The organism is Desulfoscipio gibsoniae DSM 7213, from assembly GCF_000233715.2.
Lineage (GTDB): Bacteria > Bacillota > Desulfotomaculia > Desulfotomaculales > Desulfallaceae > Sporotomaculum > Sporotomaculum gibsoniae.
Genome location: NC_021184.1, coordinates 3,373,378 through 3,387,471, shown reverse-complemented (window position 1 = coordinate 3,387,471; position 14,094 = coordinate 3,373,378). Strand labels below are relative to the sequence as shown.

Sequence of the window (14,094 nt, the reverse complement as noted above, 5' to 3'; positions counted from 1 at the left end):
ACTTTGATAAAATACCATAATGTGATAATATTGGTATCGGGCATTCTTTTAAAACACCTATAGTAATGTCGATAAATTACGAAATAGTTACAATGTACGGGAGGAACCAATGAAGGACCGCTATGAATTTAAGGTAATAGAAGCTAAATGGCAGCAAAAATGGTCGGAGCAAGATATTTACGCCGTGCCCGATTTCAGCGACCGGCCTAAATATTACTGTTTGGAAATGTTTCCCTATCCCTCGGGGAAACTGCACATGGGGCATGTGCGTAATTATTCAATTGGCGATGTGGTGGCCAGGTTTAAAACGATGCAGGGGTTTAATGTACTGCACCCCATGGGTTGGGACGCCTTTGGCCTGCCGGCGGAAAACGCGGCAATAAAGCACGGAGCTTTGCACCCGGCCCAGTGGACCACGGATAATATTGATTCTATGCGTGAGCAGTTGAAACAATTGGGTATCAGCTATGACTGGAGCCGGGAAGTAGCCACGTGCCACCCCGGATATTATAAATGGACCCAGTGGCTGTTTTTACAGCTTTACCACCATGGACTGGCCTATAAGAAAAAATCTGCTGTGAACTGGTGTCCCTCCTGCGCCACCGTGCTAGCCAATGAGCAGGTCAAAGAAGGCTCTTGTGAGCGCTGTGCCAGCGTTGTCGAGAAAAGGGAGCTGGAGCAGTGGTTCTTTAAAATTACACAATATGCTGACCGGCTGCTGGCCGACCTTGATAAACTGGGCGGCTGGCCGGATAAAGTTAAGATTATGCAGGAAAACTGGATTGGTCGCAGTGAAGGGGCTGAGATTACTTTCCAAATTGATGGTATAGATGAGACCATCACGGTATTTACCACCCGCCCGGATACCGTTTATGGTGTTACCTATATGGTGCTGGCGCCCGAGCATCCCCTGGTGGAAAAATTAATTGAGGGTAAGCCACAGGCCGGGGAGATCAGGGATTTTGTGCATAAGGTGCGCAATTTAAGCGAACTGGCCCGTACTTCCACTGAGGCGGAGAAAATTGGTTTACTGACCGGCGCTCATTGCATTAACCCGGTGAACGGTGAAAAAGTGCCCATATTGGTGGCCAATTACGTGTTGTTGGAATACGGTACCGGTGCTGTTATGGGTGTGCCGGCCCACGACCAGCGGGACTTTGAATTTGCCCGCAAGTATAACCTGCCCATTCGGGTGGTTATACAACCTGAAGGAGTAACACTTGATCCCGCTGTCATGACTGAGGCTTACGATGGTGAAGGATTGATGGTTAATTCCGGGCCCTTTAACGGCACCCCGAACCGGGAGGGCATTACCGCCGTTATAAAATATTTGCAGGAACAGAAGCTGGGCGATGGCAGGATCAACTACCGGCTGCGGGACTGGCTAATTTCCCGCCAGCGTTACTGGGGTGCGCCTATTCCGATTATTTATTGCGATAAGTGCGGTGTGGTGCCGGTACCTGATAAGGATTTGCCTGTCATGCTGCCCATGGATGTGGCGTTTAAGCCCACCGGTCGTTCCCCGCTGGAGGAACATGCGGACTTTGTCAATACCACATGTCCCACATGCGGTGGCCCGGCCCGCCGGGAAACCGACACCATGGATACATTCATGTGCTCATCTTGGTATTATTACCGTTACACCAGCCCCAGGGATGATGCCAATGCCTGGGATTATGATAAGGTAAGGCGCTGGCTGCCGGTAGATCAGTACATTGGCGGTGTTGAACATGCTATTTTACATCTTTTGTACAGCCGGTTTTTTACCAAGGTGCTTTATGATTTGAAATTGGTGGATAATGATGAGCCCTTTACCAACCTGCTCACCCAGGGCATGGTGCTCAAAGACGGAGCCAAAATGAGCAAGTCCAAAGGTAATGTGGTAAGCCCGGAGGATATCGTGGCCACTTATGGTGCCGACACTGCCCGGCTGTTTATTTTATTTGCTTCACCCCCTGAGCGGGACCTGGAATGGAGCGACCAGGGGGTTGAGGGCTGTTACCGATTCCTGAACCGGGTGTGGCGTCTGGTGGCACCGCTGGGTGATATGCTGGCTACAGGTGTAGTTGCGGCTCAGACTGGGGCTAACCCGGTAGGGGTTAACAAGGATATGCGCCGGATGATTCACCTGGCCATCAAAAAAGTAACCGAGGATGTAGGCAACCGGTTTAATTTTAATACAGCGGTCAGTGCCATTATGGAACTGGTAAACGCCATGTACCAGTACCGGGAATTACCCGAGTGCGACCGTGACGCCGGGGTATTGCGCGAGGCGGTTGAGGCTTTGTTGCTGTTGTTGGCTCCCTTTGCCCCACATATTACCGAGGAATTATGGAATTTAACAGGACATGAGGGCATCATTCATGCCCAGCCCTGGCCCCAATATGATCCCGAAGCGATTATTGAAGATGAAATTACCATTGTGGTGCAAATTAACGGCAAAGTCCGGGATCGCATGCTGGTGCCCGCTGACATTAAGCCGGACGCTATGCGGGAACTGGTTATGCAACAGGAAAAAGTACTGGAACTGGTCGGTGACAAAAAGGTAGTTAAAGTAATACCGGTGCCCGGTAAGTTAGTAAATATTGTAGTTGAATAAACCCGGCATGTTTATTTACCTTTGATAGCGTGAACTGAATAAGTGAAGTAGTATTCTGTAATAAAATTATTATGTTGAAATATAAATGGGGCAGATATGCAGTTATAAAGCGTAAATCTGCCCCATTGGTCTATTTACCTGATATGATACCGGTCTGCAAAGTACTTTAATCACAATGGTGTGGTTGCTGGCCGGCTTGCCTGCCATTAATGGCTTATATCTCAACAGTATACTTGCTTGCAAAATATTGTAGGCAGCATCCCATCTTTATTATTAATTTTTTAATGAACTACTGCTCCGTGCTGGAGGTTACTTCCCGTAATGTTTGTTGCCATGTATCGGGGGCTACCCGGCGATATTTGCGGTTATTGATAACATAGTCTTGCCCCGGCACGTCTTTTTTTTGCAATACATCAGATCCGCGATAACGAATTACCCGGTAAAAGGATGCTAAATGTCGCGGGCTGATATTGCTGTCCACTTCCCTGCTAAACACCCAAATAATTTCAGGTACTTTTATTAATACGGCCGGTGTCAGCATGGCATCGGCCAGTTGTCTTATTTCCACTTGCATGTTCACGGGGCCATCAACATACTTACCTTCAAATACATCCATTAATGTTATATGTTGGTCGGCCATATTAATTGGGCCGATTACCTTGCTGACATTAACCAGAGCTTTTTGGTCGATGATAATGTAAGCACTAATCGAATTTTCAAATAATGTTTCCATTTGCTGGGTAAGCTTTACAGGGCCGTGCTTTAAATAATACTCACCAACTGTAGTTGCCTGTTGTCCATCGGCCAGCCATGTATATACCGGTACCGATATAATACCGATGGGACCATCTCTGTTCGGTGAAAAAGTAAGGTTGACTGCTTTAAGTCTGGCTTCATCGGTCCAGAAAATTATCACGCTTTCCGGCGTTTTGCTATTACTTTGCATAGCCAGGGCTCCGGTTGGCTTAATTGTGTTCATACAGAGCAGCGTAAAAAACATTATTGTTAAAGCCTTTTTTAACAGCAAATAACAATATCCCCTTTACTGCAAGATAATAGCTTTTAAATTATATTTATGCTTGTTTTTCCCCTAATTTATGCTTAATTATCAGGTAAAAAACTGCACCGGTGGGTTGGAACTATAATTTTTTGTACACTGGCCTTTGGAAGAACGGAACAGATCTTTATATAAACGGTCAAAGTCGTTGATGGACATGCATATGTAACCATCGGTATTAGTTAAAGTGCCATTGACGAAAAAGTTAAAAAATACATGGTTTTTAGTCAATGTAACAATGGAAAGCTGGTATTCATTGGAGAGCATGTTCAACCACTCCCTTTTGATTTTTATAACGAGATAATGTTCATATTTTATTATTTAATTTTAGTTCATAATCATTAATTAGTCCATAATTATTTTATATAAGTTCAAAATAAATGCTCCCGAATATATCCTTGACAGTTCTTATACCCGGGTATATACTATCTTAAGTTTCTTTAATATGCTAAATAGATAACGAAATAAAGCAAGGGGGTTTACTCTTATGAGTGTCAAATTGCGACTGGGGTTACCCAAGGGCAGCCTACAAGAATCCACATTCCAGCTGTTTAAAAGGGCGGGATTTAATATTTCTGTACGCAGCCGCTCTTATTACCCATCTATAGATGACCCTGAAATCGAGGTTGTGCTGATGCGGGCACAGGAAATACCGCGCTATGTAAATGAAGGAGTATTGGATGCCGGCTTAAGTGGATTGGATTGGATTTTAGAAAATGAGGCCGATGTGGTGGAAGTGGCCGATCTGGCCTATTCCAAGCAGACTACCAACCCCATTCGGGTGGTGATGGCTGTGGCGGAAAACAGCGGCATAAAAACTGTAAAAGACCTGGAGGGCAAGCGTATAGCTACTGAGCTGGTGAGGCTGACTCGTAGTTACCTGGCCAAAAACGGTGTTACGGCATCTGTGGAATTTAGTTACGGGGCGACAGAGGTCAAAGTACCGCAACTGGTAGATGCCATTGTTGACATTACTGAAACGGGCAGCTCTCTGCGGGCCAATAAGCTTGTGGTAATTGACACTATATTGGTATCCACCACCCGTCTACATGCCAATCATAAGGCCTGGGCCGATCCTTTTAAAAAGGAGAAACTACAGAACCTTGCGGTGCTATTGCTGGGTGCGCTGCGTGCGGACTCTAAAGTGGGTTTGAAAATGAACCTACCCAAGGATAAGCTGGATGATATACTAGCTATATTGCCGGCGATGAAACACCCTACGGTGTCGCAGCTTATTAACAGCGATTGGTTGGCTCTGGAGGTCGTGCTTGATGAGAAGCAGGTGCGTGATCTTATCCCAGCGTTGCGCCGGGGAGGTGCTCAGGATATTATTGAATATCCACTGAATAAAGTAATCCCTTAGGCTGTGCTAAAAATTACGCGTTTAGTGGTTACATTGACTAAAAAGAGGATGCGGTCGTGAAAACCGTTCCTCTTTTTGTTTTTTAGCTTTAACATAATGAATTTTATAAACCCAGTACATGAAAATTGATAAGCATTGTAAACAATAAAGAAAATTTAGTCCAAAGTCTTAAAGTATTTGGAACAATTGGTGGTGGTGCCGGTGGAGTGACAAATTTTGTCTGATTTTAAGAAAAGTAATCCAAATAGTTCGCAAAATGGGCTTAAATAGTATATTATTTTATATGATAAACTCCTTAAACGAGAGGAGCGAGGGTAATTGATTCCGCTCAGGGATAGCGCCAAGTCACAAACATTTCCCATAGTTAACTTGTCCATCATAGTTTTGAATCTGCTAATTTATATTTGGGAAGTAACTTTGGAACCGTACCGGCTGAACCAAATTTATTATATCCTGGGGCTGGTGCCGGCTGAAGTATTGAATGCAATTTTCACTGGGGCATCCTTTACACCGATAGTGGTTAGTTTTATTACGGCCATGTTTATTCACGGTGGATGGCTGCATGTTATCGGTAACATGCTATTCCTTTGGGTGTTTGGTGATAACGTGGAGGACCGGTTGGGTCATTTAAAGTACTTGTTATTTTACCTGGTTGCCGGGGCTACGGGCAGTTTGGCTCATATTCTCACCGACCCAACTTCCACTATTCCCGTGGTCGGTGCCAGCGGTGCGGTAGCCGGAGTGCTCGGCGCTTATATTATTGCTTTCCCCCGGTCACGTATACTGGCCCTGGTGCCCATTATAATTATTTTTACTTTAATGGAAATACCGGCGGTGGTTTTCATTGCTCTATGGTTCATTCTGCAGATGTTTAACGGCGTGGCTTCTCTGGGTGGAGCTGCCAATACCGTGGCTTACTGGGCCCATATAGGTGGTTTTTTAATGGGCATTGTATTGATAAAAACCATGGCTCCGCGTGTAAGGGGTTATTTTCGGCCCTAGTATCCAATATTTATGTATTTACAATATGTATTTTTTGAGCCGGGAAATAGTACATTTAGTATAAAACCAAAATTATGTTTTTTAGATATTATTTTAGCAAAGTAAGCCGCGGTGTTTTTGATCGCGGCTTACTGGGAGATTAAACAACCTAATAAATTAAAGCAAAGGAGATGACGTTTAGTGGCCAGGCAAATTAAGCGCTTATATCGTTCCAGCCGCAATTCCATGCTGGGTGGAGTATGCGGTGGTTTGGCGGAGTATCTGGACATTGATCCCAATCTGGTACGGGTGATCTACGTAATTGTTTCAGTGGCCTCTGCTGCGTTTCCCGGTATTCTTGTTTATATAGTTGCCTGGCTGGTTATACCCCGGGATTTTTAACCTTCTATTTTTGACGCTTCCTGCATACGCGGCACGACGCACTCGTGCCCGTTTTCCACTATTACAGGGTGTGGCGTTACATTACCCCCTGCATCCTCTGAATTTACCCATCCGTTTGCCGTCCAGCCCATTCCCGGTCATTCAATATATTTATAAACTAATGCTTAAAATAATAGTTGACATATGTCTATAACTCGATTAGAATATTAACCATAAGGGTATATATTCATAACAAAATTATGGTATTAGGAGGTGGTAGAATTGTGCCACGACCGCGTAAAAGACGACGGGTAGGATTTTTACCCAGGGTTACATACTTTCAACCTGTTGGGTTGGATGAGGAATTCCGGGAAGAGTTGATCACTGTGGACGAAATAGAAGCCCTGCGGTTAAAAGATATGCAAGGTTTGGACCAGGAAAACTGTGCTGAGCACATGGATATTGCCCAGAGCACCTTTCAAAGGATTTTAACATCGGCCAGAAAAAAATTGAGTACGGCTATCTTGGAGGGTAAGGCCATACGCATAGAGGGCGGCGATTATAAATTAATGCCCTATAAACTGGAATGTGATGATTGTGGGCATGACTGGATAAAGACCAACTGGTCATATCCCGATGATGCTATCGACTGTCCCAGGTGCGGTGGCAAAGGAAAAAAATGGCGGGGCCGTTAGGCTGACTAATTTGGTTATAAACTTTTTACCATATTCAGTTACAACTTTTATAAAATTAAAATAATAGGAGGCTAAAAAAATGAAGGTAGCTATCGCCTCAGACGGAGGCAATGTAGCCCAGCATTTTGGCAAATGTCAGGAGTATGCAGTATTTGACGTGGTGGACGGGCGTTCCGAGAATTTTTCCTATATACCAAACCCGGGACACCAGCCGGGATTTTTACCCAAATATTTAAAAGGTTTAAATGTTGACTGCATTATAGCAGGTGGTATGGGACAAAAAGCATTAAATTTGTTTGCGGAAAATAATATTCAACCCATCGTGGGCATTTCCGGTGAAGTAAAACAGGTCATGGAAGACTATATCAACGGTAAGTTAACTTCGGGGGCAAGTTTATGCACCCATCCGGACGGCCAACATCATGACTGTGATGGTCATTGTTAAACAAACAGAGTCATAAGGATTGCAATATTTTATGAAAGGAGGTGAAACATATGCCGAGAGGTGGTTTTGGATATGGATATGGATATGGTATGGGCAACGCGCCGGGATTTGGTTTTGGCCGCGGTATGAGGGGTAATTATAGTGCCAATTGCCGTATGTACCCGTGGATGCCCCGGCACTGGTGGGCAAACAGCAATGTTCAAAATAATATGTCCTCGCCGTTTGCAGCTGGTTTTCCGCAGGAAAGTGAATACCTCAAAAACCAGGCTGAGTTGTTAAAGGCTCAATTGGGAGAGATAGAAAAACGCCTGAATCAGCTAGATAAAAAAGATATCGATAATAATGTTTAATGTGGAGTATACGCTATGACTACATTGGTTTTCTTATGAACAAGCCGCCTTATTTTATTGGCGGCTTATTCATGTAGTATGAATAATTTTATGGTTTAGGAGTGCATGATATGGGTAGCCAATCTTTTATTCCCAATTTAATAAAAAAAGTCAAGCACAGTGATAAACATCTACCAGATAAAAACGTTAATAATGCTGTTGATAAAGATCGGGAAAAAACTGATCGGTTTATAGAAATGATAAATTGTTATAGTAATATAAAAAATAAAAAGTAAGATAATTATATAATATTCCCTATATAGACAATATTAAAGTTTAGAATAATTTCAAAATAATTACTTTGCTATTATTGGTTTACTAGCTTAACGACAATATATATAATGTTACTTATATAAGAAATAGTAATTTATAGTAAAACAATTTACAGGCGGGTGTGTTAAGACAATTAAGCACTAGACATATTGGCGAGGTGAGGATAGTGATTGATCTCACAAGTATGAGCAGGCCACAATCAGTGGCCGTGGTGGGGGCTAGCCCTAAACCAGGCAAAATTGGTCATACTATTTTAGGGAATGTTATTAGTAGCGGTTATAAAGGAAAAATATTTCCTATTAACCCCAAGGAAAAGGAAATAGCCGGTTATAAGACATATACCGCTGTTTCCGAGGTGCCTGAACCTGTGGATTTGGCGGTAATTGCTGTACCGGCAGCACGGGTGCTGGATGTGGTCCGTGACTGTGGACAGGCCGGGGTGAAAAGCCTGGTGGTGATTACAGCCGGTTTTAAGGAAGTTGGTGCCCAGGGTCTGGAAATGGAGAAACAACTGGTGGAATCCTGCCGTAAATACGGTATGCGTTTGCTGGGGCCCAACGTGGTAGGTATTATTGATACCCATACGCCGATAAACGCCTCTTTTTCCGCCACTTTCCCTCAGCAGGGAGAGATAGCCTTTTTATCACAAAGCGGTGCTATGCTGGTGGCTATTTTAGACTGGAGCGCTTCGATTGGAATTGGTTTTAGTAAAGTAGTCAGTTTGGGCAACAAGGCTGATTTGTCGGAAATTGAATTTATTGAAGATGCTGCTGCTGATCCCCATACTAAAGTAATATTGTGCTACATAGAAGATATAGTGGACGGGCCACGATTTTTGGATGTAGCATCCCGGGCGTCACGTAAAAAACCTGTAATTGTGATTAAGTCGGGGACCAGCCAGGCCGGTGCCAAGGCTGCTTCTTCTCATACCGGGGCTCTGGCCGGCAGTGATTTGGCTTATGATGTCGCTTTTCGCCAGTGTGGTATTTTAAGGGCCCGTACCATGACCGAACTTTTTGATCTTGCTGTGGCCTTTGCCAAAGCGCCTGTGCCGAAGGGCAACCGGGTGGCCATTGTTACCAATTCCGGTGGCCCGGGGATTATCGCCACTGATAACGTGGAGGCCAAAGGGCTGCAAATGGCCAGTTTTGATAAAGCAACCATTGAAGAGTTACGGGCTAATCTGCCGGCAGAAGCTAATATCTATAACCCGGTGGATGTGCTGGGAGATGCAAAAGCAGATCGGTATAAATTTGCTCTGCAAAAAGTTTGCGCCGACCCCAATGTTGATAGTGTTGTGGTTTTGATGTGCCCCGTGGGGGTTACTGAGCCCATTGAAACTACCGAAGCCCTGTTGGAAATGCGCCAATCATTTCCCGAAAAACCTATTTTCGCCGCATATATGGGTGGTGAAACCCTGGCTGGTGGCGCTGCCATGCTGGCTAAAGCCGGTGTGCCCTGCTTTACATTCCCCGAGCCGGCTATTGCTTCGATCAGCGGTCTGGTACGTTATAACGAAGTATTGGATGTTCCCAAGGGGAATGGTAACCAAGATTTGGCGAATATTGATCGTAAAGGTGTAAAAGCAATATTTTATGACGTAATTAAAGATAACCGGCTTGTGCTTTTGGGCAGCGAAGCGACAGAGATAGCCAAGTGTTATGGTATACCGGCGGCGCCGGTGGTGCTGGCTACATCTCCGGATGAAGCCGCAGCGGAAGCCGATAAAATGGGATATCCGGTGGTACTTAAAGTAGCATCTCCTAAAATATTGCATAAGACTGATGTGGGTGGGGTGCATATAGGCCTGAACACAGCGGAGGAAGTGCGCCACGCTTTTGTGGAAATAATGGAGAACGTGCATGGCTATATGCCCCAGGCGGTTATATACGGTGTCGAAGTGCAAAAAATGATGCCCAAGGGTACCGAGTTAATAATTGGTATGACCCGGGATATCCAATTTGGGCCGTTAATTGCTTTCGGGTTGGGCGGTATTTATGTTAATCTAATTAAAGATGTCAGCTTCCGCCTGGCCCGTGGGCTAACTGCCAGGGAAATTGAACATATGTTGCGAGAGACCAAGGCTTACACTTTGCTTCGGGGCTATCGCGGTGAAAAACCCCGGGATATAGAAGCACTGGCGGACACCATCAGACGTGTTGCCGAGCTGGTTAATGATTTCCCGGAGATCTCGGAGATGGACATTAACCCGGTATTTGCATACGAAAACGGGCTTTCCGCCCTGGATATAAAAATCACCATATCGTGAGGTGTTCGTGATGAAAAATCTGTTTGTCATGGGTAATCCGGACAGTGGCAAAACGGCGGTTATTCTGGGATTGGCACAAAAATTCAAGGAACTGGGCAACCGGGTAGGTTACTTTAAACCAATAGACAATGGAAGAAAAACTGCTACCGGGAAAGTACCCGGCGGCGATGCCGTTTTAATGAAACACGTGCTGGGTATAGAAGCATCCCTAGGGGAAATCAGTCCGGTTAAGGCTGGACCTTCTTACTTAACCAGGATCGAGGAAAACGCATATAGTATGCAGGATGTTAAATCAGCTTATACAGAAATTGCCAGGGATTGTGACATTGTGTTAATAGAAGGGGCCGTTCATCCTTATGCTCTGTCATCGGTGGGACTGGATTCTGTCACCCTGGCTGGTGAATTAAATGCCCATGCTATTACTGTGCAACGGGTAGACGATGATTACAGCCTTGATCTGGCTATATTTTATAACCGTTATATTTCCGGTCAGGGGATAAATTTGCTGGGTACGATCTTTAGTAATGTGCCCCGTCAACTGTTGGCCAAGACGGAGGGTGTTTTCAGGCCCGCAATAGAGAAATCAGGCTTTAAAGCCTTGGGCGTTATACCCAGTCGCCCGGAGATTGCTTCTCCCACCGTCAATGAGTTTCGGGAAAGACTGGGCGGTGAAGTGCTGGTTGGTCAGGAAAACATGGACCGGCTGGTAGAGGATGTAGTAGTGGGTGCTATGACCATGGACAGTGCACTGACCTATCTCAGGCGGTCAGCCAATAAAGCTGTGGTTATGGGTGGCGATCGTTCGGATTTGGCCCTGGCCGCACTGGAAACCCATACCTCGGCACTTATATTAACCGGTGGTCTATATCCTGACGTGGGGGTGCTGGCCCGGGCGGGTGAAAAAGGAGTACCCGTGATATTAACTTACCAGGATACATATACAGTGATCGAAATGATCGGTCAAGTATCCAGAAATCTAAAACCCACTGATAAGGAAGGGATTGCGGTAACTTTAGATAACATAAACCAGTATTGTGACTGGCAATATATACTGGACGCTATTTAGAAAATAACAGTTAATGTAAAAAGCCCCTGCTCCCCGGGGGCTTTTTATTTTGGTATTCTTACTGAAGCTGTTTGATATAATGTTGTGCAGCTGTGATAATTTGTTCTTGCACTTGCTTTCTTGCCTCCAGCGGGATGCTTTCACTAACTGTTATATCGTTATGGATAGCTTGCCGGTTATATTCCACAATTCCGTCACCTATCAAATGCCCATCATCTGTTACCTGATAGTGTACAATATAGCTGGGATCTATGGATTGATCTTCAATTACTCTGGTTTCAATTTTGTACGCCATTTTATTACCTCCGTCTTTTAAGTTTATTGTTGCCCAGCATGTCATATTTATATATCGATATACCCAAACCTCGATAAAGAAATGTGATGAATCAGATATTAATAAAGGGAATGATCGGGGTGTTATAGAAGAAAAATTACCACGATTTAAAGTAGGTTTAAAAATTGTTGCAGGAAAAAGGGGGGGCCAAATTGCCTTTATTGCGTGCCGGTGGTAGGGAGTTCGAATGTGATGCTATACTTTTGGATAAGGACGGTACTTTACTTGATTTTAAAGTAATGTGGTTGGCATGGTCCAGATATGTAATTGATGAAATAATGAATGGTATTCATTATCATATCAAACGGAAGGTCATGGAGATGGCTATGGGGATAGATTTAGCTGCATGGTATGTGGATCCGCGTGGTCCTCTGGCTGGAGGAACTATGTCCGGCATACGCAAGGCTTTGGTGAAAGTTTTGCTGGAATGTGGAATGGCTGAAGCTAACGCGCATGATCTGGTGACCGAAGTATATCAACGTTCCGAAGCAGCCATGGATTGGGGATCCCTGACCAGACCGTTGCCTGGGTTGCAGGGGCAATTAAAGAAGTTACGCTTTAGCAATTTTAAGTTGGCTGTTGTGACCGCAGATATAACTGAAAGGGCTAAAACATCGCTAAATTCCCTGGGCATGATTAATTATTTTGATGTGGTTATAGGGGCGGATTTGGTAGAAAATAGCAAACCGGCCCCGGATATGGCTCTTTTAAGCTGCCGCCTGCTGGACGTAAAACCGGAACGTGCGGTGGTTATCGGGGACACGCCCCGGGATATTCTTATGGCTAAGGACGCAGGCGCGGGCGGCATTGGGGTGCTATCCGGTGTTTGTATGCGGGAGCAACTGTATGCCGCCGGTGCGGACGCCGTTATTGAGTCAGTGACGGATTTAAGCTAGTTTCTCCATGGCCAGCTGCCCCTCCAAATGGTCGACAAACTGGCGGGCTGAACGGGGTGAACGCCCATTATGCCAGATGGACCACTGCAGCGCACGCTGGCGCAGTTCCTGCTGGGGCAGCGGTAGTTGACGTTGTTCAGCCAACCCAACAGCAATTTTTAAGAAGGTTTCTTGATCTGGTGTAGGGAAAATAACGGTAATGCCGAAGCGGTCGGCCAGGGACAGCTTTTCCTGCACTGAATCCATGGTATGGATTTCCCTGCCGGCATCGTTTTTGGTTCGGTCGGCGAATGTTTCCTTTACCAAATGCCGGCGATTTGAAGTGGCGTATATCAGCACATTATCCGGTTTGTCTTCAATGCCACCTTCCAACAGCGCTTTGAGATCTTTAAATTCGGTTTCATTTTCTTCAAAGGATAAATCATCCACAAACAAAATAAAACGGTGTTTAGTGTGGCGTAATTTCTGAATAATATACTGGTATTCTGCCAGTTGCTTTTTAGGTACTTCCACCATGCGTAAACCCCGCGACCAGTATTCGTTAAGGAGTGCTTTGACAGTGGAAGATTTCCCTGTACCCCGGTCCCCATAAAGCAATAGGTTGTTGGCGGGATAGTTGTTTAAGAACTGCAGTGTATTAGCAATGATTTGTTCCCGGATATCCACATAGCCAATTAAATCGCCTAGTTTTATTGTGTCTGGTTTGCATATACCTTGTAAAGCACCGTTTTGCCATCTAAAGGCGGTATAACGGTTAAAGACACCGCAGCCAAAGGTGGCATAATAATGGGTCAACTTTTCCGCCAGCTTATCCCATTCTTGTGTATTTGCCAAATTCTCTTTGATTTGTTGTCGTTGGTTATTTAGAACAGAACATTCCTGATTTGCCGGTTCAGGGACCGTCCAAACTGGTAAAGCCGGGCTTTCGCCGTCCGGTAAAAAGCTCTGCAGCGCCTGCACGGTAGCGTTGTATATTTCAAGTGCGCTGGTGTTATACAAATTGCGTAAAATTGATAAATCCCATTGGATCGCCGGCATAAAGATGTTAACATTCTTGCCGGGTGCAAAAGCTGCCTGGCTGAACGGGTTAACGTCGTTTAAAATTAGTTCCAGCAGGTGATTTTGCCAGGCATCGGCACCGTTGCAGGGGTTGCCGGTCATGGCTAGCAAGTGGTATACTCCGCCATAACTGTGGGCCGGGTGGATCGCGCCAGTACGGGTGGTCAGTGCATGTAGGTGCTCAATGACCGCCTTTACTACAGGGTCTTTTAAAATATTGCGGTAAATGGTTAATCCTGGTAAAGTATTAATTATAGAGTTAAAATCCGTCATTATAAACCTCTCTT

15 protein-coding genes are annotated in these 14,094 nt (G+C 45.0%); 11 read left to right on the top strand and 4 right to left on the bottom strand.

From position 1 onward, the window contains the following. Positions 1-109: 109 nt before the first annotated feature. Positions 110-2,599 carry a leucine--tRNA ligase gene (leuS, locus tag DESGI_RS15975; RefSeq protein WP_006523369.1) on the top strand — a complete coding sequence of 830 codons (2,490 nt, stop codon included), beginning with the start codon at positions 110-112 and terminating at the stop codon, positions 2,597-2,599. A 289-nt stretch (positions 2,600-2,888) separates the two neighbouring features. Here the strand turns inward: leuS and DESGI_RS15970 are convergent, their stop codons facing one another. Both DESGI_RS15970 and DESGI_RS15965 read right to left on the bottom strand, forming a co-directional pair. After that, positions 2,889-3,626 (bottom strand): LCP family protein, encoded by a 738-nt coding sequence (locus DESGI_RS15970; RefSeq protein ID WP_041284938.1) that lies wholly within the window; start codon positions 3,624-3,626, stop codon positions 2,889-2,891. Between the two features lie 81 nt (positions 3,627-3,707). Further along, positions 3,708-3,923: a hypothetical protein gene (locus DESGI_RS15965; RefSeq protein ID WP_006523367.1), complete on the bottom strand. Its 216-nt coding sequence runs from the start codon at positions 3,921-3,923 to the stop codon at positions 3,708-3,710. A 220-nt stretch (positions 3,924-4,143) separates the two neighbouring features. On the opposite strand from DESGI_RS15965, the gene hisG reads away from it, so the two are divergent. The 9 genes from hisG (at position 4,144) to DESGI_RS15925 (ending at position 11,518) form a co-directional block, all read left to right on the top strand. Further along, a complete protein-coding gene (gene hisG / locus DESGI_RS15960; protein ID WP_006523366.1) occupies positions 4,144-5,019 on the top strand; it encodes an ATP phosphoribosyltransferase in 876 nt (291 codons plus the stop codon). 318 nt (positions 5,020-5,337) lie between these two features. Then, on the top strand, positions 5,338-6,021 hold the full coding sequence (locus DESGI_RS15955) for a rhomboid family intramembrane serine protease (RefSeq protein WP_006523365.1): 684 nt from the start codon (positions 5,338-5,340) through the stop codon (positions 6,019-6,021). Between the two features lie 180 nt (positions 6,022-6,201). Further along, the gene (locus DESGI_RS15950; RefSeq protein ID WP_006523364.1) at positions 6,202-6,402 is read left to right on the top strand and encodes a PspC domain-containing protein; all 201 of its coding nucleotides are present in this window, start codon (positions 6,202-6,204) and stop codon (positions 6,400-6,402) included. Positions 6,403-6,665: 263 nt separating this feature from the next. After that, positions 6,666-7,076 carry a DUF134 domain-containing protein gene (locus tag DESGI_RS15945; RefSeq protein ID WP_006523363.1) on the top strand — a complete coding sequence of 137 codons (411 nt, stop codon included), beginning with the start codon at positions 6,666-6,668 and terminating at the stop codon, positions 7,074-7,076. A 79-nt stretch (positions 7,077-7,155) separates the two neighbouring features. After that, positions 7,156-7,521 carry a NifB/NifX family molybdenum-iron cluster-binding protein gene (locus DESGI_RS15940; RefSeq protein WP_006523362.1) on the top strand — a complete coding sequence of 122 codons (366 nt, stop codon included), beginning with the start codon at positions 7,156-7,158 and terminating at the stop codon, positions 7,519-7,521. 50 nt (positions 7,522-7,571) lie between these two features. Then, positions 7,572-7,871: a DUF5320 domain-containing protein gene (locus tag DESGI_RS15935; protein WP_006523361.1), complete on the top strand. Its 300-nt coding sequence runs from the start codon at positions 7,572-7,574 to the stop codon at positions 7,869-7,871. Between the two features lie 110 nt (positions 7,872-7,981). Further along, positions 7,982-8,146 (top strand): hypothetical protein, encoded by a 165-nt coding sequence (locus DESGI_RS24730; RefSeq protein ID WP_006523360.1) that lies wholly within the window; start codon positions 7,982-7,984, stop codon positions 8,144-8,146. 203 nt (positions 8,147-8,349) lie between these two features. Further along, positions 8,350-10,452, top strand: a complete 2,103-nt coding sequence (acs, locus tag DESGI_RS15930) for an acetate--CoA ligase alpha subunit (RefSeq protein ID WP_041284937.1) — start codon at positions 8,350-8,352, stop codon at positions 10,450-10,452. A gap of 10 nt (positions 10,453-10,462) precedes the next feature. Continuing rightward, positions 10,463-11,518, top strand: a complete 1,056-nt coding sequence (locus DESGI_RS15925) for a phosphotransacetylase family protein (RefSeq protein WP_006523358.1) — start codon at positions 10,463-10,465, stop codon at positions 11,516-11,518. A 58-nt stretch (positions 11,519-11,576) separates the two neighbouring features. Here DESGI_RS15925 and DESGI_RS15920 read toward each other — a convergent pair whose 3' ends face one another. After that, on the bottom strand, positions 11,577-11,813 hold the full coding sequence (locus DESGI_RS15920) for a hypothetical protein (RefSeq protein WP_006523357.1): 237 nt from the start codon (positions 11,811-11,813) through the stop codon (positions 11,577-11,579). A 191-nt stretch (positions 11,814-12,004) separates the two neighbouring features. Here DESGI_RS15920 and DESGI_RS15915 point away from each other — a divergent pair, with 191 nt between their 5' ends. Further along, the gene (locus DESGI_RS15915; protein ID WP_157872799.1) at positions 12,005-12,748 is read left to right on the top strand and encodes an HAD family hydrolase; all 744 of its coding nucleotides are present in this window, start codon (positions 12,005-12,007) and stop codon (positions 12,746-12,748) included. Here DESGI_RS15915 and DESGI_RS15910 read toward each other — a convergent pair. Beyond that, on the bottom strand, positions 12,740-14,080 hold the full coding sequence (locus DESGI_RS15910; RefSeq protein ID WP_006523355.1) for an ATP-binding protein: 1,341 nt from the start codon (positions 14,078-14,080) through the stop codon (positions 12,740-12,742). The genes DESGI_RS15915 and DESGI_RS15910 overlap by 9 nt on opposite strands. Between the last annotated feature and the right edge of the window lie 14 nt (positions 14,081-14,094).